This is a genomic window from Romboutsia sedimentorum (genome assembly GCF_030131845.1).
Classification (GTDB): domain Bacteria; phylum Bacillota; class Clostridia; order Peptostreptococcales; family Peptostreptococcaceae; genus Romboutsia_D; species Romboutsia_D sedimentorum.
In genome coordinates this window covers 34,787-59,809 of record NZ_JASKYM010000010.1, presented here as the reverse complement: position 1 = coordinate 59,809, position 25,023 = coordinate 34,787, and the positions used below count along the sequence as shown (strand labels likewise).

Here is a 25,023-nt window from a genome sequence, read left to right as displayed (position 1 = left end):
TATTATGTGAGAGGATTTTTAATTTTATTTGGATTATCATCAGGAATAATGGTTGGAGCTGGTGTAGTTGCGATACTTATATTAGTAGGTATTATACCAAGAATGGCACAGGTAAGTAATACAAAAGAATATATACACATTTATGAAATATTGCTTGTACTAGGCGCACTTTTAGGCGGTTTTATATCTATTCAAAATATTCACGTAGATATAGGTAAGTTTGGAGCAATTCTATTTGGAATAGGTTATGGAGTATTTGTTGGATTTTTAAGTTCTGGACTTACAGAAGTATTAGATTATATACCCGTAGTATCAAGACGGCTTAAGATACCTACAATGGGGCTAAAGTATATAATTATATCTATGTTAATTGGCAAAGTAATAGGTTCATTTATAGGATGGACAATTATAAAAGGAGGTTAGATTGTTGGATAAAGATTATAAAAAATATGTTGATGAAATTAGTCCCAAGCCAAAATATTTAAAAAACTATATCTTAGCATTTATAGTTGGTGGGATTATCTGTGTAATAGGTGAAGTAATAAATGATTTATATATGAAATTTTTACAATTAGATAAAATGGCATCTGCAGGAGCTACATCTATAACTTTAATTTTTATAGGAGCATTTCTTACAGGATTAGGCGTATATGATCTTATAGGAAAAAGAGCAGGAGCTGGTTCAATAATTCCTATAACTGGATTTGCAAATTCAATAGTATCTCCAGCCATGGAATATAAACGAGAAGGTTATGTGCTTGGAGTGGGAGCCAATTTATTTAAAATAGCAGGGCCAGTATTAGTATACGGTATAGGATCATCTATTTTATGTGGTTTTGTATATTATATTGTTACTCTTATAAAGTAAGGAGATGAGATTGTGAAAAGTAAGAGAATAGGAAGTAGAACTGTAAAATTACAAAACAAACCAACTATAATATCAACTGCGTCTGTTGTAGGACCTAAAGAAGGAGAAGGACCACTTAAAGAATACTTTGATATGATTTTAAAAGATGATTTATGTGGAGAGAAATCGTGGGAACTTGCTGAAAGCAAAATGGTAGAAATTGCTATGAAAAGCGCTGTTAAAAAAGCTGGTAAAAAATTAGAAGATGTTAACTATCTTTTAGGTGGAGATTTAATAAATCAGTTACTCCCAGCATCTTTTGCAGCTAGAGAATTAGCTATTCCATTCTTTGGAATATATGGAGCCTGCTCTACGATGGCAGAAGGAATGTGTTTGAGTTCGATGCTTGTAGATGGTGGTTTTGCAGATTTGATTTTATCAGGGACATCTAGCCATTATTGTACAGCAGAGAGGCAATTTAGATTCCCTCTAGAATTAGGAAATCAAAAACCAATGACTGCTCAATGGACAACAACTGGAGCTGGAAGTGTACTTATAGCACCTAATGGAATCGGGCCTAAAGTAAAGTATGTAACAGTAGGCAAAGTAATAGATAAAGGAATTGATGATGGTAACAATATGGGTGCTGCTATGGCCCCAGCAGCTATAGATACTATATATGCTTACTTTAATGACACAAAAGATGACCCAAATAGTTTTGATTTAATAGCAACAGGTGACTTAGGCAAATTAGGAAAACAAATAACCGAGGATTTGCTTAAAGAAAAAGGAATTGATATATCTAAAGTATACACTGATTGTGGAGTAGAAATATTTGACTTAGAAAAACAAGATGTACATTGTGGAGGAAGTGGCTGTGGATGTTCAGCATCTGTATTTGCTGGATATATTTATAATAAGTTAATTAAAAAAGAATTTAATAAGGTTATGCTAGTGTCAACAGGAGCGTTATTATCTCCTACAAGTACATTACAGAAACAGACAATACCATGCGTTGCACATGCGGTGGTTATAGTCAATGAGGAGTGATGTTAGATGATTATAGATTATATAAAAGTTTTTTTAGTTGGAGGAACACTTTGCTTAATTGCTCAAATTCTTATGGATTATTTTAAAATGCAAACTCCATATGTGATGGTTACTTATGTAACTAGTGGCGTTATTTTAACATTTTTAGGTGTTTATGAACCAATTGTAGAATTTGGTGCTTCTGGAGCCACAGTTCCTATAATCGGATTTGGATATTCTCTTGCAAATGGTGTAATTAAAGGAATTTCAAAAGATGGTTTTTTAGGAATATTTACAGGTGGAACAACTGCCACAGCAGGTGGAATAGCAGCAGCTATATTCTTTGGATATGTAATGGCTGTTGTATTTACACCTAAAGCAAAGCCATAAAAAAAAGCTAACTATTTATTAAAATAGTTAGCTTTTTAAGTTTTTGATTTTTAAACTACTGAGCTGGTGTCTCCGGAGCAACCGGAGTAACTGGAGGAGTTGTTTCTCCGCCACCACCATCTGTAGGAGGAGTTACTGTTCCACCACCATTATCCGTAGGAGGAGGAGTCGTTTCACCGCCACCATTATCTGTAGGAGGAGGAGTTGTTTCTCCGCCGCCACCATTATCTGTAGGAGGAGGAGTTGTTTCCTGACCTTCGTCTGGAGTTTCTGGAGTTTCTGGTTCTTCTTCCTCTTTTGGTTTTTGTGGAGCTGATGGATAGCTAGTATATCTTGAAGGAGCTGTTCCTTCTATAAAGGCAGCGTTTGAACCACCAGATGTTCTACCACCATCAATTAAATTAATTTTTGTAAAGTATACATTATCAGGTACTTTAAATTTAGTAACTGTTAAGTTTTCATGCACTTGTCTCATTACTTTAGACCATAGGCTTGCAGCGCTACCACTACCACCTTCTACACTTCTACGAGAAATCATTTGTCCTGTATTAGGATTTTTTCTACCACCATCATCACCTATATAAGTTGCACCAACGTAATATGGAGTGTATCCTACAAACCAAGCATCTATTGCGCTATTTGTAGTACCTGTTTTACCAGCTACTGGCATCCCACCAGGTATTGCAGCTTTTTTACCTATACCTTCAGTGATAACTGATTCAAGCATATCAGTTATTACATACGCTACTTCTGGAGCTACAACCTTGTGTTCTTCAGGTGTATTTTTAACTATTAGTTGTCCATCATAGCTTGTTATAGTAGTAAATATTGTAGGTTCTACATAAACCCCATTATTAGCTAAAGCACCATATGCAGAAGCCATTTCAAGTGGAGAAACACCTTTTGCCATCCCACCAAGTGTTAAAGCTGGGAATTGTCTATCGTTATTACCTTCTTCACTAGTCTTAGTATCTACTACTGTTGAGATACCAAACTCTTTTAAATAATCTATCATTATATCAATACATTCTTCTTTAGAACTTCCAAGTGTTTCTGCTGTTTTTATAGCTATAGTATTTGAAGAATAAGCAAGGGCCTTACGTAAACTCATAGTTCCTACGCCAGGAGTTGTAGTCTTAGGATTCCACCCATTATGATCAAACTTATAGCCACCCTTAGCATCACTAAATGCTTTTGATTGTGGAGTTAAAGCATCAATAGCAGGAGTATAAACTGATAGAGGTTTAATTGTTGAACCTGGTTGCTTAGGTTCTGTAGCTCTATTTGTACCTTTTCTTCCTGTTATATGTCTACCACCAACCAATGCTTTAATACCACCATCTCTATAGTCTAAAATGACCATTGATGATTGTGGTTGAGGAATATTATCTGTATCTGAATTACTCCTATGACCAGGGAAGTTACCATTATTGTTGTATTCTTTTTCTAATATATTTTGCATCTTAGGATCAATAGTCGTATTTATTATCAATCCACCATTACAAAACATGTTGTAAGCTTCATCTCTAGTGCTACCTTGTTTCATCAAGGCATCTAAAACCTCGTATTCTATAAGGTCTTCAACTGAAGAAGATACTTTATCCGCAGACTTAGGAAGTTTTATTTTTATTTCTTCTGCAACTGCAGCATCGTATTCTGCTTTAGTTATAGCTTTAGTTTCTAGCATTTTGTTTAAAACAATTTCTTGTCTTTTCTTAGAATCAGGGTTATTTATAGCTTTTCTAACAACTACAGTTCCTGATTTTAGTTGATTATATGTATCTTTACTAGGAATAAGTCCCCAATCGTGTAATTTCTCTACCATCTTTAATTCTGTATCAGTAGGATCATCAAGAAGGTCATCAGAAGTATTAACAAAGAATAATAGTTTGTTTTCTACATCTTCTTTAGATTCATTTCCATCTAATTTAGAAGTCATATAAGCTGAGTATCTTGAAGGGTTCTTAGTTGACCCAGCAAGTAGAGCAGATTGAGCAAGTGAAAGATCACTAGCATGCATATCAAAGTATCCACGAGCACCAGCTTCAGCACCAGCAAGTCCTTTACCTACGAAGAAATTATTTAGATAAACTTCTAGTATATCATTTTTAGTTAATGACTTACTCATTTCATGAGCATAGTATATATCCTTAATTTTACGAGGAAGACTTTGTTCTTTAGAAGTTAATAACATTTTAGATACCTGCATAGGTATTGTACTACCACCTTGCTTAGTACCAGTCAATGTTTTAACTAAAGATCTAAATAAGCCTTTGACGTCAACACCACTATGTTCATAGAAACGTTCATCCTCTATAGCAATAACTGCTTTTTTCAAATAGGGAGACATATTGTCTAATTTTACTGGATCTTTTTTGTTTATACTAGGAGCGTTAGATAATAAATCACCTGTGGCATACCTAATTTCAGTTGTTTGATAAGTTTTTTCATCTAAAAGAGCTTTAGTAACTGGCTCTACATTTTTTAGTGAAGCAAATACCAAACCTGTTCCTCCAGCAACACCTATTACCAATAAAACAAGAAATATTACCCCGGCAACTCTAAAGAATTTAAATTTATCCTTTTTCTTGCTAGGTGCAGGCCTTTTTTTATTGTTTTTATTTGAAGTGTTAGCCTTATTATTAGAAGAACTAACTGTTTTTCTTCTAATTTTATTTTTATTTTCATTGTTATCATTACTCATTAAGTTTAACCTCCTTACTTAATGCAATATTATACCACATATGTGAATAATTTTCTAACTAGATAATCAAAATGAATATAATGTAACATATTATATATATTTCACATAAAAAATATTATTAAAATAAACTAAGACATGTGTAATAACTATTTTTATCTAATAATATAAAAAATATGTGGTGGTTTATTATATATTTAACTATTCAAAATAAAATGTTGTTCTTTATTATATAAAAAGCAAATACTTAATAGTTGATACATAAAGTATTAAGGGGGACTGTTATGAAAAATAGAAAAATTGACTATAAAAATAATAACTTTAAAAAAAATCTAATAATAGTATCAGCGATGTTTCTCTTATCTGTGTTAATAGGCAGTTTTATATATGTAGATACTAGTTTAAGACCAACCATAAAAGTATTAGCAGAAACCAAGGCACTTGAACTTGCAAATAGATCTATAAACAAAGCTGTTGGAGAAATAGTTAAAGACAAAATAGATTATTCAGATTTAATGCATACAAAATTAGATTCTGATGGAAAACTAACAATGATTCAAGCAAATACTATAATGATGAATAAAATAGCTTCAGATGTAGCTTTAAAGATTCAAGAAGAGTTAAAACAAGTAAAAACAACAACTTCATACATACCAATAGGAACTGCGCTAGGAAGCCCCATATTAGCTAAATATGGACCACAATTAAAAGTATCTATAGAACCTATAGGAACTGTATCTGTTGATTTTAAGACTAATTTTGAATCATCTGGTATTAATCAATCAAGACATAGTATTTATTTAGAAGCAAAAACGCAAGTAAAAGTAGTAATACCACTTACAACATCAACTAAAGAAGTGAAATCAAAAATACCTATTTGTGAAACAATAATAGTAGGAGATGTGCCTGGTAGCTACGTTAACATACCTGAAGAAAACGTACCTAACATATTACCGAAAGTAAAAATTAATGGAGTAAAATAATTAAGTAAAGTCAGTTGTGTAAGTTACCACAACTGACTTTATTAATATTAATCTTCTAACATCCACTGAATAAAAATAGCATATCCAAGAGTGGGGTCATTTTCAACAGCATGAGATATAGCACCTATTATTTTGTTATTTTGAATTATAGGTGTACCACTCATACCTTGAATTATACCACCGGTCTGAGATAATAAATCCTTATCAGTTATTTTAATTTTAAAAGTCTTTGATTGTGGAGTTCTTTGTTTTTGAATACCTACAATTTCTATATCAAATTTTTCACAACCATATGAAGTTGTTTGTAAAAGTACCTGAGCTTTACCTAATTTAACTTCATTTAAAGATGCAACTTTGTATGACTTTAAATTAGATGTATCAAATCCTATTACATTTCCTTTTATACCAAACTCTGTGTTTGTGTTAAACTTACCAATCAAGTCTTTTCTTTGGGCACTTATTGAACCAACACTACCTTTAAAAGATTTTTGAATATTTAAATCTTTAGTTGTAGAAATATGACCACTTTTTATTGGTATTCTCTTTGAAGAACCAATACTTATGGGATGTCCTACAGCACCAAATTCTCCTGTAGATGGATTTATATAAGTTAATGTAGCAAATCCACACAACAAGTTATTAAAATTAACTTTTTCTAAATCTTCTTTATTCGTATTTACTATAAAATTATTTTCTCCTCTTTTTACCAAAACAGATATTTTATCAGTTGAAGATCTTGAAGATAAAATATTAGAAAAATCACCATAGTTACTAACAGGAATATTGTTTACCTTTAATATAGCATCTCCTAAAGAAAATGGTGATCCTTCTATAGAGTTTCTTACAATTATATTTTTTAACTCAGCATCGATTTGAAGTACATTACCAATAGGCATTAAGTAAGTATTATCAAATTTTTCATTAGATTGTGCATAAATTAAATTATTTGAGAAAAAATATAATAAAAAATATACAATTAAGATAAAATTTAACTTTATTAATCTTTGTTTTTTCAAAGTAGAAATTTGGAAACTCATAAAACACCTTCTTTCTGTCAAAACTCAAGTGATTTATCGGTGCCTTATAACTATTTTGCACACTAATTTAATTTTGATGCTTGGAAAAGTGAAGCAATAAAACCGTAGTTTACATAAATAAATAACTAATAAACTTAATAGTAAAATTTAATATTAGAATACATATATATATAGTAAAATAAAGTATATATTTCGTTGTATTGCTTACTTTATTGATGAATTATAAATAAAAGTGAAATATAAAATAGACTAATGGAATTTATGTAATATTTAAACACAAAATAAAATGCTTAATTTAATAATATAAATTAAGCATTTTATTTTTTATTTACTTTTTTTGATTTTTTTATTAAAGCCTTTTTAACAACTCTTGTTTTATTAGATAAATTTGAAGAAGTAATAGCTACTAAGAAAAGTTCTATATAAATATATATGTAAGTAAAAAAAAATAAAAACTCATACATATAAAATTTATAAATATTGGAAATAATATTATAAGTATTTAATAAAAAATATAATATGAAGGAGTATAAAATATGAAAAAATATAGATTATTAGTTACAATTATAATTGCTATGGGAATAATAATCATAGGAACTACAAATCCAATTACAAATCTTTATAAAAGCACTAATTTAATTAATAAAGGAATTAATCCTAAAGAACAATCAAATAACGAAAAAAATAATCCAAAAGATTTATTAATATGTATAGACCCAGGTCACCAAGAAAAGGGAGACCGTAGCTTAGAACCTGCTGCACCAGGTTCATCACAAACCAAGGCCAAGGTATCATCAGGAGCTAGTGGTGTAGCTACTAAAAAACCAGAATATATGTTAAACTTAGAAGCATCTACAGTTTTAAAACATATATTAGAAGGTATGGGATATCGTGTTGCTATGACTAGAGAAACGAATGATGTAAATATAAGCAACGCACAAAGAGCAATAATGGCTAATGAAAAGAATGCAGATATGGTGATAAGGGTGCATGCAGATAGTTTGGATAATTCATCAAAGACAGGTGCATCAATCTTAATACCATCAAAAGACAATAAACATACATCTAGAATATATGAAAAAAGTAATAATTGTGCTAAGTCTGTTGATGAACATATGAAAAAAGCAGGAATAGAAGTAAATGGAATATTTGAAAGAGGGGATTTAACAGGATTTAATTGGTCTAAAGTTCCTGTAGTTTTAGTAGAGATGGGATTTTTGAGCAATTATAATGAAGACTATATGATGTCTAGTCCACAGTACCAAAGAAAACTAATGCAAAGTATAGCAGATGGAGTAGAAGCTTATTTTGGCAACAATTCTAATTTATAGATTGTTAAATATATGAGCAAATTGAATTTTTATGACTAAATAAATCGGGTGATGTCAATGAAAAAAAAATTAGAAAGTACTTATGCAAAAGCATTATCAAATACATTTAAAGCAGTAAATCCAATTAAGAAAAGTGTAATTAAAACAACTTGTGAGGTACATCTATTTATACAAGAAAATGCGATAGAAATATTAAAAAATGAGGGATATTATAATGAATATGAGTTTTTTAAAGAGCATTTATTAGAAATAAACAAAGGTTTAGTTTGGGCAGATCAAGATTTTAAATCATATCATCATTTTTATAATGCTAAAGAAGGTAAAGGTAAATATGGATATGATGAAAATGCAATGACAGTTGCGAAAACATATTACAATAAGGCAATCAAATATTTTGCAATGGGTAACTATGCAAGAAGTTTATTTTTCTTTGGGGCAGCATGCCATATAATACAAGACTTAACAATTCCACAGCATGCTAAGGGAAGATTATTGGATAATCATAGACAATTTGAAACTTATGTAAAAGAAAATCATAAAAAAATAAAGAGATTTAAATCGCATCAAGATTCGATACTATTAAATAGCATAGAGGATTATGCTGATTATAATTCTTTGCATGCACTTAGAGTAGACCATATGTATAGGAATATAGAAGATTTAAATACTAAATTTTATTTAATAGCGGTTAAAAGTATTACATTATCTCAAAAAACTACTGCTGGTTGTATGATAATGTTTTTTGAAGATTTAATGTATATGGATAAGAATAATAAATATTTTTAATTTTAAAACTTATAAAATTAAAATATAAATGTATTTTACAAGTTAACGATACATTTATATTCTAATTTTATATTTAATATTAATTTGTTTCTATTTGTTTAATAAAACTGATTGAAGATTCTGCTATTTTTTTATATTCAATATCATGAACATAGTGAGAACAATCTAAATACACAATTTCTCCATTTTGAAATTTATCTATGGTAGTTTCTTGAATGTTTCTCCAATCAGTCTCATTCCATCCAGTATCAACACCATTTGAAACAAACATTAATACTGGAATATCTGGCATAGAAATTTTAGATACTTTATTAGCATTATTTTTAACTTCTATAACTTCGTCTATCATTGTGGAAGTAGCAGTTCTTCTATAAAAAATTGTTTTATATAGTTTCTTTTCATTATCAGTCAATGTTCCATATTTTATAGCATCACTTTCTGATAGGCTTGGAATTAATCTTGTAACTCCCAGTTTAGAAGCAATTGCTCCAATCTTTATCATCGGAATGTTTATTTTATAATTCTCATAAGCCTCTGGAACAGCCATATCAAGACCTACAATTCCTTTTATTTCTTTTGGATACTGTTGAGCCCAATATAATGCTTCTATTCCAGAAATTGAATGTGGAAATAATACATAGGGTCCTTTTATATTAGCAAGTGAAAGTGCTTTTCTTGTATCATTTAAAATCGACTCTACATCTCTTGGTGTATTGACAACATCACTAAAACCATATCCAAATTTTTCAATAACAACAATTTTATATTTATCACTTAATAATGTGTATAAAGATTTAAAGTCTAAAGTAGGTGAACTTGTACCACCACCAGCCATAAACACTAACGGGATATCTCCATCTCCTTCAGTATATATGTGCATATTATACCCATTCACATTTACCATTTGTCCATTAGGAATAAAATCTTTATTTTCTTTTGACAAATTAATTCTGTGATTAACAAATATAATCACTATAAGTACGCAAATAATTATTAATACCGAACACATTGAAACACTTATAATCTTAAACATCTTTCTCATAATTCCCTCCCCAAAAATAAAGTTTTCACGATTTACTATAACTAAACAAATGTCGGTTGTCTATCCTTAAAGTCATTTATTCTGGCATAGTTATAAGGAATGTTTCTTTCCATTTGAACTATTTTAGATAATTTGATAGGTATTTTGTTGAAACACCATTAAACCTACGCATCCATATTTTCCTATAATTTCAACCCCCACAGCTACCTATATATATTATAATATAACTTTCAAAACCTAATAAATTATCAACACCCATTTAAAACATAGCCTAAAATTAAAATAAATAACTTAAAAAGTGTATTTTACTATACTTGATTTAAGTTAAAAAAGAATATATTATAATATAGAATAAATAGACAATAAAACTAACAAAGAGGTGGTAAAATGCTAGTAGTAGAAAATGTAAGTCATGGTTTCGGAGCGAGAACTATACTAGAGAATGTTTCATTTAGGCTTAGAAAAGGTGAACATATAGCACTAGTTGGTGCAAATGGAGAAGGAAAATCAAGTTTTTTAAATATAATAACAAAAAAGCTTATGCCGGATGCTGGTAATATAAAGTGGTCATCAAGAGCTACTGTAGGTTATTTAGATCAACATACAGTACTTAGTAAAGGAAATACTATAAGAGACATATTAAGAGAAGCATTTAAATCAATGTTTGATTTAGAACAAGAAATGATACTTATGTATGACAAAATGGGTGAAGCTAATGATGATGAAATGACAAAATTATTAGAAGAAACAGCAGAAATACAAACAATATTAGAAAATAGCGGATTCTATATGATAGATGCAAAAATTCAAGAAGTTGCAAATGGATTAGGATTAGGTGAAATAGGATTAGATAGAGATGTATGCGATTTAAGTGGAGGTCAAAGAACAAAAGTACTTTTAACTAAATTATTACTTGAAAATCCTACAATATTAATATTAGATGAGCCTACAAACTATTTAGATGAAGAACATATAACTTGGTTAACAAGATATCTTCAAGAATATGAAAATAGTTTTATATTAGTATCTCATGATATAGACTTTATAAACAATACATGTAATGTAATTTATCATATGGAAAATGGTGAACTAAGTAGATACAAAGGAAACTATGATGAGTTTGTTAGACTTAATGATATAAAGAAGCGTCAAGAAGAACAAGCTTATGATAGACAAATTGAAGAAAGAAAGAAACTAGAAGATTTTGTAGCTAGAAATAAAGCTAGAGTTGCTACTCGTGGTATGGCAAACAGTAGACAAAAGAAATTAGATAAGATGGAAGTTTTAGAAAGACCAAAAGAAAAGATAAAGCCTACATTTGGATTTAAAGAAGCTAGAGTACCAAGTAGATTTGTATTCCAAACTGAAGAATTAATATTAGGATATGATGAAGCTTTAACTAGTCCCCTTAACTTTACATTGGAGAGAAATAAAAAAGTTGCATTAAAAGGTATGAATGGTGTAGGTAAATCTACATTACTTAAAACGCTACTTGGAATAGTAAAACCTTTTGGTGGAGAAGTTAAACTGGGAGACTATCTAGAAGTTGGATATTTTGAACAAGAAAGTTCAAGAGAAAACTATAATACTCCTATTGAAGAAATATGGTCAGAGTTCCCAGGACTTACTAACTTTGAAGTAAGACAACACCTTGCTAAATGTGGACTAACTAATGAACATATAACTAGCCAAATGAGAGTTTTAAGTGGAGGAGAAGCGGCTAAGGTAAGATTATGTAAGGTTATGCTAAAGAGTATAAACTTATTAGTAATTGATGAGCCTACAAACCATTTAGATGTAGAAGCTAAAGATGAACTAAAAAAAGCAATAAACGAATTTAGGGGAACAGTTCTTTTAGTTTGTCATGAACCAGAATTTTATATGGATATAGTTGATGATGTATGGAATATAGAAGATTTCACTACTAAGATAGTTTAAATTATAGATAATGTTTTATTTGGGTATATTGTAAGGGGTATTAAAAAATAAGTAGGAAGCTTTAGGGGCGCTGAGTAAATGAAAAAAATTTTAAATATAATATTTCCGGTATGTTTTAGCATACTAATAATAACAGGAATAATAAAATTTACGGTAGGATTTAAAGAACTTTATTATTATGATATAGATAAATTAAATATACCGATATTATCTAATTTGTCAGAAGAAGAAATAATGTTAAACTATGATTACTTAATAGATTACAACTTAGGAAAAGATGATAAGAATTTTGAGATGCCAACTATAAAATCATCACCACAAGGGAAAATACATTTTGAAGAAGTTAGAGATATTTTTCAAAACATAAATAAATTATTTAATTTATGTTTAATTATTTCTATAATAGGCTTATTTATAAATATAAAATATAAAAATATAAAATTTTTAAATGTAACTTCAAAATCGCTAATAAGTATACCTATAATACTAGCACTTCCTATTGTGATAAACTTTGAAGGTAGTTTTGTTATTTTTCATAAGCTTATGTTTAGTAATGATTACTGGATATTTGATCCTAACTTAGATCCTGTGATAGATATGTTACCGCAACAGTTTTTCTTTCATACCGGAGTTATGATGCTATCACTTGTATTAATATCAAGTATATTAATGTATGTAGTATATAGATTGTTAAATATAAAAAGAGAGCGATAATTGTATTGCTCTCTTTTTATAGTACATACAAAGTTGTATGAAATATAGATATAAATGTACTTTTGGTTATTTAAAAAATATTATATTTTATCATCTAGGATGTTATATTATTTTTTACTTGAAATTTTAATAATATCTTGGAATTTACCCATAATATACTCATAGTTATTTTTATTGTGAGGAAGCATACAGCTTGAACAGTCCTTAAAACCATTTTTGCTATATTTAAAATTTCCACCACAGTTATCACCTAAAGCATATAAAGGGCAATAACAAAATAAACAGTTGAATTCATCTGGTTTATTAGTTTTGTGGCAAGGAAAATATTCACATGCTTTGTGGTTGAAAAACTTATAATTATCGGTTTTTTGTTCAGGGAACTTATAATCATCACTCATATTATTTACCTCCTAATTGTATCTATCAATATAATTATACTAAATATTTACATTAGTGGTATAATAAAAAAGATTTCTATATAAGTATTTATATATAACTTAAAGTGAATATAATTTATTATATGAAATAAATTATATATACAAAAGAAAAAGTATTAAATTAATAATTTAAAATGAATATTAAATAAGTATTAAAAATAAAGAGGTGTTATCATGGAAGAAAAACAAGAAAGAGCGCTGCTTGTAGGACTTAATATAACTTCTACAGCAAGAAAAATTGATGATATTGATATAAATGAATCAATGGAAGAATTAAAAGAATTAGCAAAAGCTGCAGGTGCTGAGGTAGTAGGAAGTTTAATTCAAAATAAACAAACTAGAGATGCAGCATTTTATGTAGGAAAAGGAAAAGTTGAAGAAATAAAAGCATATGCAGATTCTTTAGGTGCAACAGTAGTAATTTTTAATGATGAATTATCAGGTGCACATATAAGAAATATAGAAGAAGTAGTTGGTGTAAAAGTTATAGATAGAACTACTTTAATATTAGACATATTTGCTCAAAGGGCATTAACAAAAGAAGGTAAACTTCAAGTAGAAATTGCTCAGTTAAAATACAGACTACCAAGACTTTCAGGAATGGGAGGAGCTCTAGGTAAAACTGGTTCAGGAATCGGCGCTAGAGGTCCAGGAGAACAAAAATTAGAAATAGATAAAAGACATATACTTAATAAAGCAGCAGATATAAGACGTGAGCTTAAAGAAATTAGAAAAGTCAGAGAAACTCAAAGAGTTCAACGTTTAAAATCTAATATACCTATAGTTGCAATAGTAGGATATACAAATGCAGGTAAATCTACTTTATTAAATGAATTAATAAAAACTCATAAAGACTATGAAAAAGAAAAAGAAGTTTTTGCAAAAGATATGTTATTTGCTACTTTAGATGTAACTCTTAGAAAAGCTTTATTACCAAATAAAAAAGAGTTTTTAGTTGTAGATACTGTTGGATTTGTTAGTAAATTACCACATGACTTAGTAGATGCATTTAAAGCAACGCTAGAAGAAGTTCATTATGCAGACTTAATACTACATGTAATAGATGCTACAAATAGCAGTTATGAACTTCAAAAGAGCACTACAGAAAAAGTACTTAAAGAATTAGGTGCAAATGATAAACAAACTATAATAGTATATAATAAAATTGATAGATTAGATTTAGATATATATCCTAAAAATACTGATGAGACAATATATATATCAGCTAAAAAAGGTACAAATATGGATGAGTTATTACAGCTTGTTCAAGATGCAATAATGGAAAAAACATATGCAGTAAAACTTTTACTACCTTACGAAAGAGGAGATATATTTAGTAAAGTCAAAGATAAATATAATGTGGAAAGTTTTGAATATGTAGAAAATGGAATAACTCTTGATGTAAATTTACAAGAAGCAGACTATAATATATATAAAGAGTATATATTAGATAAGTAGGTAGTGTTATGAATATAAGTTGGGATAATATAGACAACTTGGAAGACTATTACGTAACATATCTTCTATACAAAGAATCAAAGACAGTATCTCAAATCAGTAAAATAAGGAATTTATCAATTTCACAAGTTAATGACCAATTAATAATGGCTAAGTTAGAGATAAAGGCAATGCTTAGAGATAAGGTAGAACTATCTAAGGACACTATAGATAAATTTCTAGTATTAAATAAACACGATAGACTACAATTTATGAGTGAGTTAAATAGTGAAAGAATGATAGACCTTAAAAGAAGACTTTACAAAAGAATACTAATTGAAAAAAATGCTGAAGACCTTATGATTTTGATTTGGGCAACTGGCGAATTAAAGGATGATAGGTTTTTAAAACTACTACATCCTCTAACTAGTCATAGACATTCAGACGTAAGGAGAATAACATATTCAGCTCTTAGAAAAATAGAATCACCAAGCAGTAGAGAGTACTTACAAAGAGGCCTATATGACACTAATCCACAAACTAAACAGTATTGTGCAAAAGCACTTTCTAAGATAGGGAATGAAAATAGTTTAAGAATGTTAAGACAGCTTAAGAATAAAAAACAATTTGAAAAAGACTATGTGTTAAGAGCATATGAAGAGGCTATTGATACATTAGAAAAATCAGATAAATAACATAAACAATTAATACTTAACATATAATGAACAAATTAACTATTTATCTATGGTGTATCTCCAGAAGTTAACATAAAAATAAAGTTAATAGGAGGGGTTAAAATGATAGTAAGACGTTGCGCAGGTGGAGTAGTATTTTATGCAAATAAAGTACTTATGATAAAAAATGATAGAGCTGAGTGGACACTTCCAAAAGGTAAGATTTATGATAAAGAACTTCAATATGATAGTGCAGTTCTTAGAGTAAAGGAAGAAACAGGTATAGATGCTAGTGTAATTGATGTAGCTGGAGACACTATGTATGAGTTTTTTTCAAGAAGTAGACAACAACGAGTATGTAATGCAATAATGTGGTATATCATGGAAACTGAAAATACCCAATACATACTAAAGGATGAACTTGTCGATGGTGGCTTTTTTAAAGTAAAAGATGCCATAGATATGTTAACACACAGCAAAGAGAAATCTTTAGTAGAGATATCATATAAAAAATATAAAGAACTAAAAAAACAAGATGCAGAGAGCAATGCTGTACTGTAAATGATTAATAAATTAGAAGATAAATTAAAGAAAGGGCATAGCCCTTTCTTTTTTGATTTATACAATTATATTGGATATAATAAATAACAGATATAATAAATAATAGATATTATGTAAATAAATATAATTTATTAAAATTAAAAAAATTTAGTTAAGCATAATTTAATTAATTTTTATTGATATATATTTTAAAATTGAATTTATAAAATTGGAGGAGATTATGAGTACATATAAAACATTGCATGAATTTGGAATGGATGAAATTACAATAGAAAAATCTACATTTATAGGATATGCAAAGCCAATAAAAAGTGAAGAAGAAGCAATAGAATTTATTAATGAAATAAAGAAAAAGCATAAAGACGCAAGACATAATGTATGGTCATATACAGTTGGTAAAAATATGAATATACAAAGGTATAGTGATGATGGAGAACCACAAGGGACAGCAGGTATTCCTACATTAGAAGTTATAAAAAAAGAAGACTTAAGAGATGTGGTAATTGTTGTTACTAGATACTTTGGGGGGATAAAGCTAGGAGCTGGAGGATTGGTTAGAGCTTATACTAAAGGAGCTAAAATAGGTATAGAAGCAGGGCAAGTAATACAAAAGGTACTTTATAGAGAAGTTAGTATTAAGATAGATTACACTCAACTTGGAAAAGTTCAAAATGAAATAATGAATATGGGATACTTCATCAAAGATACTATATATGAAGAAAATGTTGAGATAGTTGTATATTCAAGAAGTAATGAAGTTGAAAATATAATGACTAAAATAACAGACATAACTAGTGCAACAGCAGATATACAAATAAGAGAAGAATTATATTTATCAGAAGTAGATGGAAATATAATATTGTAGAGTTTAGCTTATATTTTATGCACCATTAAGAACATTAAAAAATATTATACTAATATGATATTTATAAAGTATATCATAAGCAAAATATATAAGGTGTGAGGTGTATGAGTAATAGAGGTTGTGATAGAAGACGTGCTTTATTAGAAGAGTTATGCAATGATTGGGATAAACTAAACATTTCAGCAAAAGCTTTAATTATAACAGGAATGCTATTATTTATATCTGTAATATTTATTGCATTTTACAGTAATGGTGATAGTGGAATGAGGCAGTCAGTTGGAGTTGTCTTTAGATCTAGTTTATCATCTATATTTGGTTTTTTGTTAAGTTCAAATATTAAAACTCAAAAAACAAAGATTAATAATTCGATGAGTAGAGCAATAAATGAAGAAGAATGTGAAGAAGAAATAGAAATATATAATTATAAAGAGGGCAATCTTATACAGATATCTATAGCACTATTCGTTTGCTTAGTATCTATAATTTGTATATTAGTAATATATATTACTGATAATTCTCAAAATATCCAGTCCATATCCCATTTAAGAGACCTTATGTGTATATCTATAGGATTTTTATTAGGAGAATCTAATATAAAAAAATAATAATATAGTGAAAATTAATAAGTGCATGTTTATCCAATAATAGAAAAATTTATAATTTGGTTAGTAAAAATAAAATAAGTGGATAAATAATTTTAATATTTATCCACTTATTTTTAAGATAATTAAGCTTAGTTATTTAGGACAAGTATTTTTTTTAGGACAACAAATTCCTTTTTTTACTTCTATTAAACCTATTATTAATAAAAATACTCCAAATGCTTTTTTTAGAATTTGTGAAGATAAATAAGTAGCTAAAAATGAACCGCATATAGCACCTAAAATACCGAATGAAGCTATAGGTAAAACTAAGCTAAGTACCACTTTTTTATTTTTAATATGTATAAATAAAGCGATTATAGTCATTGGTATTGAAGATAGTAAATTTATACTTTGAGCTATTTTGGGATCTATACTTGCAAACAATATAAGAGCAGGTATTAAAATTGTACCTCCACCCATACCCATTCCACCAATAATACCAGCAAAAAATCCAATTGTAACAAATAACATTAAAACACCATCCTTAATGCAGCTACTATCATTATTAGCCCAAATGAAATTCTAAGAAACCTTCCTGTGACTTTACATAAAATCTTGGCACCAATAATACCACCAATAATACTTCCAACAGCGACTTTAAGTGTTAGGGAGACATCATAGGTTCCGTTATATATATATATTGCAGAACTTGCACCTGTTAAAAATATTATTATGGCTAAAGCTGTAGCGTGAGATTCATGTTCCTCAACTTTAACAATATTATTTAAGATTGGAACTAAAAGAGTGCCTCCACCAGAACCAAATATACCATTGATAAAACCTGTAAAAATACCTATTATTGAATTTCTAATATTAAAACTAGAATGTTTAATTTTCATATTTATCACCTTCTGTATATATTTTGAACATAAATAGTAAATTATATTTATATAAGAGAGGTTTATATTATTTTTAACCATTACAATAAACAAAACAAGTTAATAGTATATAAACCTACATTATATAACATTAAAAAAAATATGTTATAATGGATTCATATAAAATTATAAATAAAAGAGAGGAGAAAATCATGACTGAAATGAACGTGAAAATAGATAAAACAGTTCAATGGTTAAGAGATAAAGTTAATGAAGCTAATGGTAAGGGGTTAGTAGTAGGAGTATCTGGAGGTATCGACTCAGCGGTAGTTGCATATCTAATAAAAAAAGCATTTCCTAATGATTCTATGGGGGTAATAATGAGCATAAAAAGCAACCCTGAAGATAGAGAAGACGCCCTAAAGGTTATTAATGGATGTAATATAGAATACATTGATTTAGACCTTACAGAGCCTCAAAACTTGATTTTAGATACCGTGGTAAATTCTCTTAAAGAAAAGAATTTATATAAGCAAGATTATTTAAAAATGACAGACGCAAACCTTAGAGCAAGAGTAAGAATGAGTACTGTATATACAGTTGCAAATAATTTAGGGTATTTAGTAGTTGGAACTGATAATGCGGCAGAAATACATACAGGATACTTTACTAAATATGGAGATGGAGGAGTTGACTTAGTACCTCTTGCAAATCTTACTAAAAGAGAAGTATATGAGTGGGCAAAAGTACTTGGAGTTTGTGATGATGTTATAAACAAATCACCTTCTGCAGGACTTTGGGAAGGTCAAACTGACGAGATAGAAATGGGAACAACTTATGATATGATAGATGCAGTTGTTGAAGGAAGATTAGATGAAGTCCCTCAAAAGGATGCTCAAATAATCCAAAGACTTCATACAATTAGTGAGCATAAAAGACATATAGCACCTAAACCTCCTAAGTTCTAATTTACTAATTTAACTATTTGTGCTAAAATTTACGAGTGATAATAAAATCACTAAATATATACTAAACAAATGGGTGTAAACCATACATATTTACCCTCAAGTAATATATAAACTAATAAAATGTAGTAAGGAGTGGAATTATGGGTCGTATAGGAAACATAATCAACAAAAAAGGTAAACAGGACGCTAAAAGAGCTAAAATATTCACTAAGCATGCTAGAGCAATAACAGTTGCAGCTAAAGAGGGTGGAGGAAATCCAGACTATAATGCAACATTAAAAACAGCTATAGAAAAAGCTAGAGCTGATAATATGCCAAGTGACAATATAGACAGAGCAGTAGCTAAAGGAGCAGGAGCTGGAGCTAACGAAAACTATGAAACAATAGTTTACGAAGGATACGGACCTGGTGGAGTTGCTGTTATAGTTGAAACTTTAACTGACAACAAAAATAGAACAGCTGGTAACGTAAGATATTACTTTGATAAAAATGGTGGTAACTTAGGAACTAGTGGATGTGTATCATTCATGTTTGACAATAAAGGACAAATATTAATAGAAGCTAATGATGATGTATCAGAAGAAGAATTAATGGAAATAGCATTAGAAGCTGGAGCAGAAGACTTTATAACTGAAGAAGATGGATATGAAGTAATAACAATGCCAGAAGATTTTGCTGCTGTTAGAGATGAATTACAAGCTAAAGGATATGAATTTATATCTGCAGATGTTAAGTTAATACCTCAAACAACTGCTGAATTAACTGAAGAAGAACAGTTAAAATTCATGCACAAATTAGTTGACATGCTTGAAGATGACGATGATGTTCAAAACATATACCATAACTGGGAAATGGCTGAATAATTAAAAATATATAAATCAAAACACCTCTAAATTAAGACCTATAGATTAATCTATATAAATAGTTTGGAGGTGTTTTTTATATAATAATATATATTTAAGGGGGATGAATTTATGGGGATAACGATTGAATTAATTTTTCAAATATTTAATACAATACTTATTATAGCAATACCTGTTTGTATTTATACAGTTATTAAGAAACTTGCATTAAATAGAAAATCAATAGAGCAAAGAATTACTAATATAGAAAATAAACTAGATAAATTAAACGAAAAATAGTCATAAATATACTTGAGTAGATGCATTTTAAAATAGGTTAGTGCACTATATAATAGCAATCATAATTAAGATATAAAACACTTGGTAAAATTACTAAGTGTTTTTTTATTGTGTAAATATATTTTATAAATTATGAAATATTGATAGTTTATACTATATATAGTATTATCAATAGGTTACAAAATATGATAATTTGGTTTTAAAAACTGCAACAAATAAACACTAAAAAAGCAATCAAAAAGGGGAAACTAAATGAATTTTAAAATGAAAAAAATATTATCACTGTTAATCATATTTATGGTGGGATATGTACAAATTGGGTGTCAATCTTTAAATAAAAAAAGTGAAGGAAGTGTATCTGTAAAAAGCAGTCCTAATGCACAAATACATTTTATAAACACAGGAAATTCAGATTCAATATTAATAACACAAGACAATAAAGCTGCACTTATAGATGGTGGAGATAATGATGATGAAGATTTAGTAGTAAATTACATAAAAAAACAAGGTGTAAAAGAACTAGAATATGTGTTTGCAACTCATCCTCATGCTGATCATATAGGTGGATTAGATAAAGTTGCAGAAGAAATAAAAATAAATAACTTATATGTAAGTAACGGGGATGCTCAAACTAAAACTTATAGAGACTTTATACAAGCAGCATCAGATAAAGGACTAAGCCCAAGTGTGCCTTTGATGAATAGTGAATTTAAGCTATCAACATCAACATTTAAAGTATTATCAGTAGCAGCTAGTGATGACCCAAACAATAATTCTTTGGTGCTTTTATATACAAATGGAGATGACAGAGTACTTTTAATGGGAGATGCAGAAGCTGAAATTGAATCAAAGATAAAAGAGAGTAATATTGATTTATTAAAAGTAGGTCACCATGGATCTCATAGTAGTTCAAGTAAAAAGTTTATAGAAAGAGTAAATCCAAAATATGCAGTTATATTAACTGGAAAAAACAATAAGTATGGTCATCCTCACAAAGAAACTATGCAACTATTAAAAGATAAGAATATAGAAGTTCATAGAAGTGATGAATGCTCAGATATTGTGTTTACATCTACTAAAGACGGTATAAGTACAGATTGTAAAGTGGGGAGCTATAAGCCTGGAAATAAATAAAAGGATGAGGAAAAATATATTCTCCTCATATAAAAAATATATAATAAATTAATTATAATACTTAAACAAAGAATTGAATTTATCTTCACTCATAAGTGATTTTGCAACTAAAGTAGAAGAGGAAGGATAGCTTTTAATTGGTGCCCATATTTCAAACAAGCCTTTTTCATAGTCATTAGCGGTATATTTTTCACCGTCATCTATCTTTTGTTCAACTGAAGATGTAAAATCTCTTATTTTTAAGAAATCATCTAGTGTAAGGTCGTAAAAAATAGATGCGCTATGTTGAGGTTGTTTTAAAAAAATTATATTTTGTTTAAACTCTAAAAAGTCAATTCGATCATAAATTAAGCTAACATAAGAACTCAAAATATCACCTCCAAAAGAGAAAATTTAAAATGATATCATATTATATGTATAAAAAACTTAAAATGGGATAAAAATTCAAATATAATAAATTCTAAAATTTACCTAAAATGTATAAAAAAATATGCGATGGATAAAATGCTATGTAGAAGGAGGTATTTTTATGTTTGAAAAAAAAGAACCATTTAAGTGGAAAGCCCCAATCTTGGTTTTAACAGGAATTGTTGTGTTAAGTGGTGGGATTTATTTAGGTGTAAAAACTACAGATATAAAAGACAAAGAAAGTAAGCAGACTAAGGTAGAACAAAAAGCTGAAAAGCCTGTAGAAAAAGAAAAAGAAGCATTTGGAATTAGTAAAGACTGTGAAATTTGGGTACATAAGAAAAATGAAGATGGAAGCGATTCAGACAAAACGCCTATGATGGTAGGAACAATCGATAAAGCTTTATTAGATAAAAGTGAAGAAGAGATAGTAGCCTATTTAAATGATAGATATCCAAATAGAAAAATAGACAGTTTAAGCAAACATGAAATATTATTATCTGAAGTAGCACCAACTAATGAACCTTCAAAGAGCAACAAATATTCCCTAGAAGAAGATGAGGGATTTATAGGACTTTATAGATATGATAGTGATGGTAAAAAAGACTTAATAGAAAAGACACAAATAAAAATGGATTCTCTTCCAAAATCACTACAAGAAGATATTAAAAATAGTGTAGTAGTAGATACAGAAGATGAAGCTTATAGCAAACTTGAAAATTTCGATAGCTAAAGATATAAAAACAATCTCTTATAGGAGGTTGTTTTTTGTTGTATATAAAAACTTATGATATAATATATTAGAACATAAGTTTTGTACGTACGGGGCAAAATCAATAGGAGGAATACACCTTGATAATACTAGGGATAGACCCAGGAATAGCCATAGTAGGCTTTGGAATAATAGAATATAAAAACTCTAAATTTAGAGTAATAGATTATGGGGCTGTAACAACACCAGCACATATGGAAATGTTAAAAAGATTAGAACTTGTTTATAAGGGAATAGACCTTATCATAAAAAAATATAACGTAGATGAAGTTGGAATAGAAGAACTATTCTTTAATAAAAATGTTAAAACTGCAATTACAGTAGCACAAGCTAGAGGAGTAACAATGCTTGCATGTGCACACAACGGTAAGCCTGTATATGAATATACTCCACTTCAAGTAAAACAAGGAGTTGTGGGTTACGGAAGAGCATCAAAAGCACAGGTTCAGCAGATGGTAACATCTTTTTTAAATTTAAAGCAAGTTCCAAAACCAGATGACGTGGCAGATGCACTTGCTGTAGCTATATCTCATGCACACGCCAATAAATTAGAAAAAACACTAAAAAATATTAGGGGGTAACTTATGTATAGCTATATAAAAGGAACTATTGAAGAAATTAATTTAGATAGTATTGTTATAGAAAACAACAATATAGGATATAAAATAAATGCATCATCAAATACTATAAAAGACTTACAAATGGGAAAAATTTGTAAAATATATACAAAGCTAATTGTAAGAGAAGATGATATGAGCCTTTGTGGATTTGCATCAAAAGAAGAAATGAAGATGTTTGAACTTCTTACATCTGTATCAAAGATTGGACCTAAAGTAGGTCTTGGAATATTGTCATTTTCGTCACCTGGACAACTAGGTGCATATATTTTAAGTGAAGATATTGTACAGCTTTCAAAAGCACCAGGAGTAGGTAAAAAAACAGCAGAAAGAATGGTTTTAGAATTAAAAGATAAAATAGATAAAAATAATATTGAATTTGAGCCAACATTACTTACACAATCACCAATAGGAGTATCAAAAGATGAAGCAGTAGATGCCCTACTTGCACTTGGATATTCACCTGCTGAAGCTAAGGAAGCCGTTGATAAATGCAAAAAAGATGGACTTAATACAGAAGCTATAATAAAGAAATCATTAACTTATATAATGAGCAAATCATTAAGATAATTAAATAATATATTTCACGTAAACGTGACAAAATTGAACTTATAAAATTAAAATTTAGTTAAATATGAAGGGGGAACTTTAATGCATGATTTTGATGATGAAAACAGGATAATTACATCTACAATGCAAAATGATGATGTTGACATAGAAAATAGTTTAAGACCTAAAACATTAGATGATTATTTAGGACAAGAAAAAACTAAAGAACAATTAAAAATATTTATAGAAGCAGCAAAATCTAGAAACGAACCACTAGACCATGTTTTATTATACGGACCACCAGGGCTTGGTAAAACGACTTTATCAAGTATAATAGCAAATGAAATGGGTGTTAACTTAAGAATAACATCAGGTCCTGCAATTGAAAGAGCTGGAGATTTAGCAGCTATACTTACAAATTTAAATGAAAATGATGTTTTATTTATAGATGAAATACATCGTATAAATAGAACTGTTGAAGAAGTATTATATCCTGCAATGGAAGACTATTGTTTAGATATAATAATTGGAAAAGGACCATCAGCTAGAAGTATAAGACTTGATTTACCTAAGTTTACATTAATAGGTGCAACTACTAGAGCAGGTATGCTTACAAATCCACTAAGAGATAGATTTGGAGTTATTTGTAAGTTGGATTATTATACAGTAGATGAATTAACTAAAATAGTAATAAGATCTGCTGAAATTTTAGGAGCTGAAATAGAAGAAGGTGGAGCAATTGAAATTGCAAGACGTTCTAGAGGAACTCCAAGAATAGCAAACAGACTTTTAAAAAGAGTTAGGGATTATGCTCAAGTAAGAGCAAATGGAGATATAACTAATGAAGTTGCAGACCAGGCTTTAGAACTTTTAGGAGTTGATAGCTTAGGGCTAGACTACGTAGATGAAAAATTATTAATGACAATAATTAAAAAGTTTACAGGTGGACCTGTAGGATTAGACACACTAGCTGCATCTATAGGCGAAGATAGAAATACAATTGAAGATGTGTATGAGCCGTATCTATTACAGTTAGGATTTTTAAATAGAGGCCCAAGAGGTAGAATAGCAATGCCTCTAGCATATGAACATTTAAAAATACCATATCCATCTAAATAAAAAAATAAGCTATTTATATAGAAAAAAACCTTATTTTTTGTTATTATGATAATTGCATAAATTTTTGGAAAGGAAGTTGA

At 29.0% G+C, this 25,023-nt stretch carries 29 protein-coding genes; 22 read left to right on the top strand and 7 right to left on the bottom strand.

Going from position 1 to position 25,023, the window contains the following annotated elements; all coding sequences use genetic code 11:
• Positions 1–6 precede the first annotated feature (6 nt).
• From QOZ84_RS14360 to spoVAE, 4 genes are read left to right on the top strand one after another with little or no spacing between them, the layout of a single operon-like run.
• Positions 7–423, top strand: coding sequence for a stage V sporulation protein AB (locus tag QOZ84_RS14360; protein ID WP_284133634.1), 417 nt, complete (start codon positions 7–9; stop codon positions 421–423).
• Between the two features lie 4 nt (positions 424–427).
• The gene (gene spoVAC, locus QOZ84_RS14355) at positions 428–868 is read left to right on the top strand and encodes a stage V sporulation protein AC (protein WP_284133633.1); all 441 of its coding nucleotides are present in this window, start codon (positions 428–430) and stop codon (positions 866–868) included.
• Between the two features lie 12 nt (positions 869–880).
• Positions 881–1,897 (top strand): stage V sporulation protein AD, encoded by a 1,017-nt coding sequence (gene spoVAD / locus QOZ84_RS14350; protein ID WP_284133632.1) that lies wholly within the window; start codon positions 881–883, stop codon positions 1,895–1,897.
• 6 nt (positions 1,898–1,903) lie between these two features.
• A complete protein-coding gene (gene spoVAE, locus QOZ84_RS14345) occupies positions 1,904–2,266 on the top strand; it encodes a stage V sporulation protein AE (RefSeq protein WP_284133631.1) in 363 nt (120 codons plus the stop codon).
• 55 nt (positions 2,267–2,321) lie between these two features.
• Here the strand turns inward: spoVAE and QOZ84_RS14340 are convergent, their stop codons facing one another.
• On the bottom strand, positions 2,322–4,970 hold the full coding sequence (locus QOZ84_RS14340; protein WP_284133630.1) for a transglycosylase domain-containing protein: 2,649 nt from the start codon (positions 4,968–4,970) through the stop codon (positions 2,322–2,324).
• A 281-nt stretch (positions 4,971–5,251) separates the two neighbouring features.
• Here QOZ84_RS14340 and yunB point away from each other — a divergent pair, with 281 nt between their 5' ends.
• The gene (yunB, locus tag QOZ84_RS14335) at positions 5,252–5,950 is read left to right on the top strand and encodes a sporulation protein YunB (RefSeq protein ID WP_284133629.1); all 699 of its coding nucleotides are present in this window, start codon (positions 5,252–5,254) and stop codon (positions 5,948–5,950) included.
• A 47-nt stretch (positions 5,951–5,997) separates the two neighbouring features.
• On the opposite strand, the gene QOZ84_RS14330 is transcribed toward yunB, so the two are convergent.
• Positions 5,998–6,987, bottom strand: a complete 990-nt coding sequence (locus QOZ84_RS14330) for a SpoIVB peptidase S55 domain-containing protein (protein WP_284133628.1) — start codon at positions 6,985–6,987, stop codon at positions 5,998–6,000.
• A 536-nt stretch (positions 6,988–7,523) separates the two neighbouring features.
• Between QOZ84_RS14330 and QOZ84_RS14325 the strand changes: the two genes are divergently transcribed.
• Positions 7,524–8,318: an N-acetylmuramoyl-L-alanine amidase gene (locus tag QOZ84_RS14325; protein WP_284133627.1), complete on the top strand. Its 795-nt coding sequence runs from the start codon at positions 7,524–7,526 to the stop codon at positions 8,316–8,318.
• A 57-nt stretch (positions 8,319–8,375) separates the two neighbouring features.
• Entirely contained in the window at positions 8,376–9,104 is a 729-nt protein-coding gene (locus QOZ84_RS14320) for a zinc dependent phospholipase C family protein (protein WP_284133626.1), read from the top strand.
• A gap of 79 nt (positions 9,105–9,183) precedes the next feature.
• On the opposite strand, the gene QOZ84_RS14315 is transcribed toward QOZ84_RS14320, so the two are convergent.
• On the bottom strand, positions 9,184–10,146 hold the full coding sequence (locus QOZ84_RS14315; RefSeq protein WP_284133625.1) for an alpha/beta hydrolase: 963 nt from the start codon (positions 10,144–10,146) through the stop codon (positions 9,184–9,186).
• 387 nt (positions 10,147–10,533) lie between these two features.
• On the opposite strand from QOZ84_RS14315, the gene QOZ84_RS14305 reads away from it, so the two are divergent.
• Both QOZ84_RS14305 and QOZ84_RS14300 read left to right on the top strand, forming a co-directional pair.
• Positions 10,534–12,084, top strand: coding sequence for an ABC-F family ATP-binding cassette domain-containing protein (locus tag QOZ84_RS14305; protein WP_284133624.1), 1,551 nt, complete (start codon positions 10,534–10,536; stop codon positions 12,082–12,084).
• Positions 12,085–12,162: 78 nt separating this feature from the next.
• Positions 12,163–12,798 carry a TIGR01906 family membrane protein gene (locus tag QOZ84_RS14300; protein WP_284133623.1) on the top strand — a complete coding sequence of 212 codons (636 nt, stop codon included), beginning with the start codon at positions 12,163–12,165 and terminating at the stop codon, positions 12,796–12,798.
• A 107-nt stretch (positions 12,799–12,905) separates the two neighbouring features.
• On the opposite strand, the gene QOZ84_RS14295 is transcribed toward QOZ84_RS14300, so the two are convergent.
• Positions 12,906–13,196 carry a cysteine-rich small domain-containing protein gene (locus QOZ84_RS14295; protein ID WP_284133622.1) on the bottom strand — a complete coding sequence of 97 codons (291 nt, stop codon included), beginning with the start codon at positions 13,194–13,196 and terminating at the stop codon, positions 12,906–12,908.
• A gap of 213 nt (positions 13,197–13,409) precedes the next feature.
• Between QOZ84_RS14295 and hflX the strand changes: the two genes are divergently transcribed.
• From hflX to QOZ84_RS14270, 5 genes are all read left to right on the top strand, one after another.
• Positions 13,410–14,693 (top strand): GTPase HflX, encoded by a 1,284-nt coding sequence (gene hflX, locus QOZ84_RS14290; protein ID WP_284133621.1) that lies wholly within the window; start codon positions 13,410–13,412, stop codon positions 14,691–14,693.
• A gap of 8 nt (positions 14,694–14,701) precedes the next feature.
• Entirely contained in the window at positions 14,702–15,367 is a 666-nt protein-coding gene (locus QOZ84_RS14285; protein ID WP_284133620.1) for a HEAT repeat domain-containing protein, read from the top strand.
• 102 nt (positions 15,368–15,469) lie between these two features.
• Positions 15,470–15,907 carry an NUDIX domain-containing protein gene (locus QOZ84_RS14280; RefSeq protein ID WP_284133619.1) on the top strand — a complete coding sequence of 146 codons (438 nt, stop codon included), beginning with the start codon at positions 15,470–15,472 and terminating at the stop codon, positions 15,905–15,907.
• Between the two features lie 220 nt (positions 15,908–16,127).
• Complete coding sequence (locus QOZ84_RS14275; protein WP_284133618.1) at positions 16,128–16,772, top strand: YigZ family protein; 645 nt, start codon at positions 16,128–16,130, stop codon at positions 16,770–16,772.
• 104 nt (positions 16,773–16,876) lie between these two features.
• Positions 16,877–17,377, top strand: a complete 501-nt coding sequence (locus QOZ84_RS14270; protein WP_284133617.1) for a hypothetical protein — start codon at positions 16,877–16,879, stop codon at positions 17,375–17,377.
• A 132-nt stretch (positions 17,378–17,509) separates the two neighbouring features.
• Here the strand turns inward: QOZ84_RS14270 and QOZ84_RS14265 are convergent, their stop codons facing one another.
• On the bottom strand, positions 17,510–17,887 hold the full coding sequence (locus QOZ84_RS14265) for a sulfite exporter TauE/SafE family protein (RefSeq protein WP_284133616.1): 378 nt from the start codon (positions 17,885–17,887) through the stop codon (positions 17,510–17,512).
• Positions 17,887–18,255: a sulfite exporter TauE/SafE family protein gene (locus QOZ84_RS14260; RefSeq protein WP_284133615.1), complete on the bottom strand. Its 369-nt coding sequence runs from the start codon at positions 18,253–18,255 to the stop codon at positions 17,887–17,889. The genes QOZ84_RS14265 and QOZ84_RS14260 overlap by 1 nt, the downstream gene beginning before the upstream one ends.
• Positions 18,256–18,446: 191 nt before the next feature.
• Here QOZ84_RS14260 and nadE point away from each other — a divergent pair, with 191 nt between their 5' ends.
• The 4 genes from nadE to QOZ84_RS14240 all read left to right on the top strand — a co-directional run bounded on the left by nadE (position 18,447) and on the right by QOZ84_RS14240 (position 21,478).
• Complete coding sequence (gene nadE / locus QOZ84_RS14255; RefSeq protein WP_284133614.1) at positions 18,447–19,202, top strand: NAD(+) synthase; 756 nt, start codon at positions 18,447–18,449, stop codon at positions 19,200–19,202.
• Positions 19,203–19,342: 140 nt separating this feature from the next.
• Positions 19,343–20,065: a YebC/PmpR family DNA-binding transcriptional regulator gene (locus QOZ84_RS14250; protein WP_284133613.1), complete on the top strand. Its 723-nt coding sequence runs from the start codon at positions 19,343–19,345 to the stop codon at positions 20,063–20,065.
• A gap of 111 nt (positions 20,066–20,176) precedes the next feature.
• Positions 20,177–20,344, top strand: a complete 168-nt coding sequence (locus QOZ84_RS14245; protein ID WP_284133612.1) for a hypothetical protein — start codon at positions 20,177–20,179, stop codon at positions 20,342–20,344.
• Between the two features lie 252 nt (positions 20,345–20,596).
• On the top strand, positions 20,597–21,478 hold the full coding sequence (locus QOZ84_RS14240; protein ID WP_284133611.1) for a ComEC/Rec2 family competence protein: 882 nt from the start codon (positions 20,597–20,599) through the stop codon (positions 21,476–21,478).
• Positions 21,479–21,526: 48 nt separating this feature from the next.
• On the opposite strand, the gene QOZ84_RS14235 is transcribed toward QOZ84_RS14240, so the two are convergent.
• Positions 21,527–21,847 carry a hypothetical protein gene (locus tag QOZ84_RS14235; RefSeq protein WP_284133610.1) on the bottom strand — a complete coding sequence of 107 codons (321 nt, stop codon included), beginning with the start codon at positions 21,845–21,847 and terminating at the stop codon, positions 21,527–21,529.
• Positions 21,848–22,007: 160 nt separating this feature from the next.
• Between QOZ84_RS14235 and QOZ84_RS14230 the strand changes: the two genes are divergently transcribed.
• The 4 genes from QOZ84_RS14230 to ruvB all read left to right on the top strand — a co-directional run bounded on the left by QOZ84_RS14230 (position 22,008) and on the right by ruvB (position 24,943).
• Complete coding sequence (locus QOZ84_RS14230; protein WP_284133609.1) at positions 22,008–22,619, top strand: hypothetical protein; 612 nt, start codon at positions 22,008–22,010, stop codon at positions 22,617–22,619.
• Between the two features lie 119 nt (positions 22,620–22,738).
• Positions 22,739–23,239, top strand: a complete 501-nt coding sequence (gene ruvC / locus QOZ84_RS14225; protein WP_284133608.1) for a crossover junction endodeoxyribonuclease RuvC — start codon at positions 22,739–22,741, stop codon at positions 23,237–23,239.
• Between the two features lie 3 nt (positions 23,240–23,242).
• The gene (gene ruvA / locus QOZ84_RS14220; protein ID WP_284133607.1) at positions 23,243–23,845 is read left to right on the top strand and encodes a Holliday junction branch migration protein RuvA; all 603 of its coding nucleotides are present in this window, start codon (positions 23,243–23,245) and stop codon (positions 23,843–23,845) included.
• An 81-nt stretch (positions 23,846–23,926) separates the two neighbouring features.
• A complete protein-coding gene (gene ruvB / locus QOZ84_RS14215; protein ID WP_284133606.1) occupies positions 23,927–24,943 on the top strand; it encodes a Holliday junction branch migration DNA helicase RuvB in 1,017 nt (338 codons plus the stop codon).
• Positions 24,944–25,023 lie beyond the last annotated feature (80 nt).

Coding starts and splice junctions, on each gene's coding strand:
- ruvA (WP_284133607.1), top strand. CDS start 23,243: ATGTATAGCTATATAAAAGGAACTATTGAAGAAATTAATTTAGATAGT.
- QOZ84_RS14330 (WP_284133628.1), bottom strand. CDS start 6,987: ATGAGTTTCCAAATTTCTACTTTGAAAAAACAAAGATTAATAAAGTTA.
- QOZ84_RS14240 (WP_284133611.1), top strand. CDS start 20,597: ATGAATTTTAAAATGAAAAAAATATTATCACTGTTAATCATATTTATG.
- QOZ84_RS14300 (WP_284133623.1), top strand. CDS start 12,163: ATGAAAAAAATTTTAAATATAATATTTCCGGTATGTTTTAGCATACTA.
- QOZ84_RS14265 (WP_284133616.1), bottom strand. CDS start 17,887: ATGTTATTTGTTACAATTGGATTTTTTGCTGGTATTATTGGTGGAATG.
- QOZ84_RS14270 (WP_284133617.1), top strand. CDS start 16,877: ATGAGTAATAGAGGTTGTGATAGAAGACGTGCTTTATTAGAAGAGTTA.
- ruvB (WP_284133606.1), top strand. CDS start 23,927: ATGCATGATTTTGATGATGAAAACAGGATAATTACATCTACAATGCAA.
- QOZ84_RS14230 (WP_284133609.1), top strand. CDS start 22,008: ATGTTTGAAAAAAAAGAACCATTTAAGTGGAAAGCCCCAATCTTGGTT.
- QOZ84_RS14250 (WP_284133613.1), top strand. CDS start 19,343: ATGGGTCGTATAGGAAACATAATCAACAAAAAAGGTAAACAGGACGCT.
- QOZ84_RS14275 (WP_284133618.1), top strand. CDS start 16,128: ATGAGTACATATAAAACATTGCATGAATTTGGAATGGATGAAATTACA.
- QOZ84_RS14245 (WP_284133612.1), top strand. CDS start 20,177: ATGGGGATAACGATTGAATTAATTTTTCAAATATTTAATACAATACTT.
- QOZ84_RS14295 (WP_284133622.1), bottom strand. CDS start 13,196: ATGAGTGATGATTATAAGTTCCCTGAACAAAAAACCGATAATTATAAG.
- QOZ84_RS14340 (WP_284133630.1), bottom strand. CDS start 4,970: ATGAGTAATGATAACAATGAAAATAAAAATAAAATTAGAAGAAAAACA.
- QOZ84_RS14320 (WP_284133626.1), top strand. CDS start 8,376: ATGAAAAAAAAATTAGAAAGTACTTATGCAAAAGCATTATCAAATACA.
- QOZ84_RS14260 (WP_284133615.1), bottom strand. CDS start 18,255: ATGAAAATTAAACATTCTAGTTTTAATATTAGAAATTCAATAATAGGT.
- QOZ84_RS14325 (WP_284133627.1), top strand. CDS start 7,524: ATGAAAAAATATAGATTATTAGTTACAATTATAATTGCTATGGGAATA.
- spoVAE (WP_284133631.1), top strand. CDS start 1,904: ATGATTATAGATTATATAAAAGTTTTTTTAGTTGGAGGAACACTTTGC.
- QOZ84_RS14305 (WP_284133624.1), top strand. CDS start 10,534: ATGCTAGTAGTAGAAAATGTAAGTCATGGTTTCGGAGCGAGAACTATA.
- QOZ84_RS14315 (WP_284133625.1), bottom strand. CDS start 10,146: ATGAGAAAGATGTTTAAGATTATAAGTGTTTCAATGTGTTCGGTATTA.
- QOZ84_RS14280 (WP_284133619.1), top strand. CDS start 15,470: ATGATAGTAAGACGTTGCGCAGGTGGAGTAGTATTTTATGCAAATAAA.
- hflX (WP_284133621.1), top strand. CDS start 13,410: ATGGAAGAAAAACAAGAAAGAGCGCTGCTTGTAGGACTTAATATAACT.
- QOZ84_RS14285 (WP_284133620.1), top strand. CDS start 14,702: ATGAATATAAGTTGGGATAATATAGACAACTTGGAAGACTATTACGTA.
- nadE (WP_284133614.1), top strand. CDS start 18,447: ATGACTGAAATGAACGTGAAAATAGATAAAACAGTTCAATGGTTAAGA.
- yunB (WP_284133629.1), top strand. CDS start 5,252: ATGAAAAATAGAAAAATTGACTATAAAAATAATAACTTTAAAAAAAAT.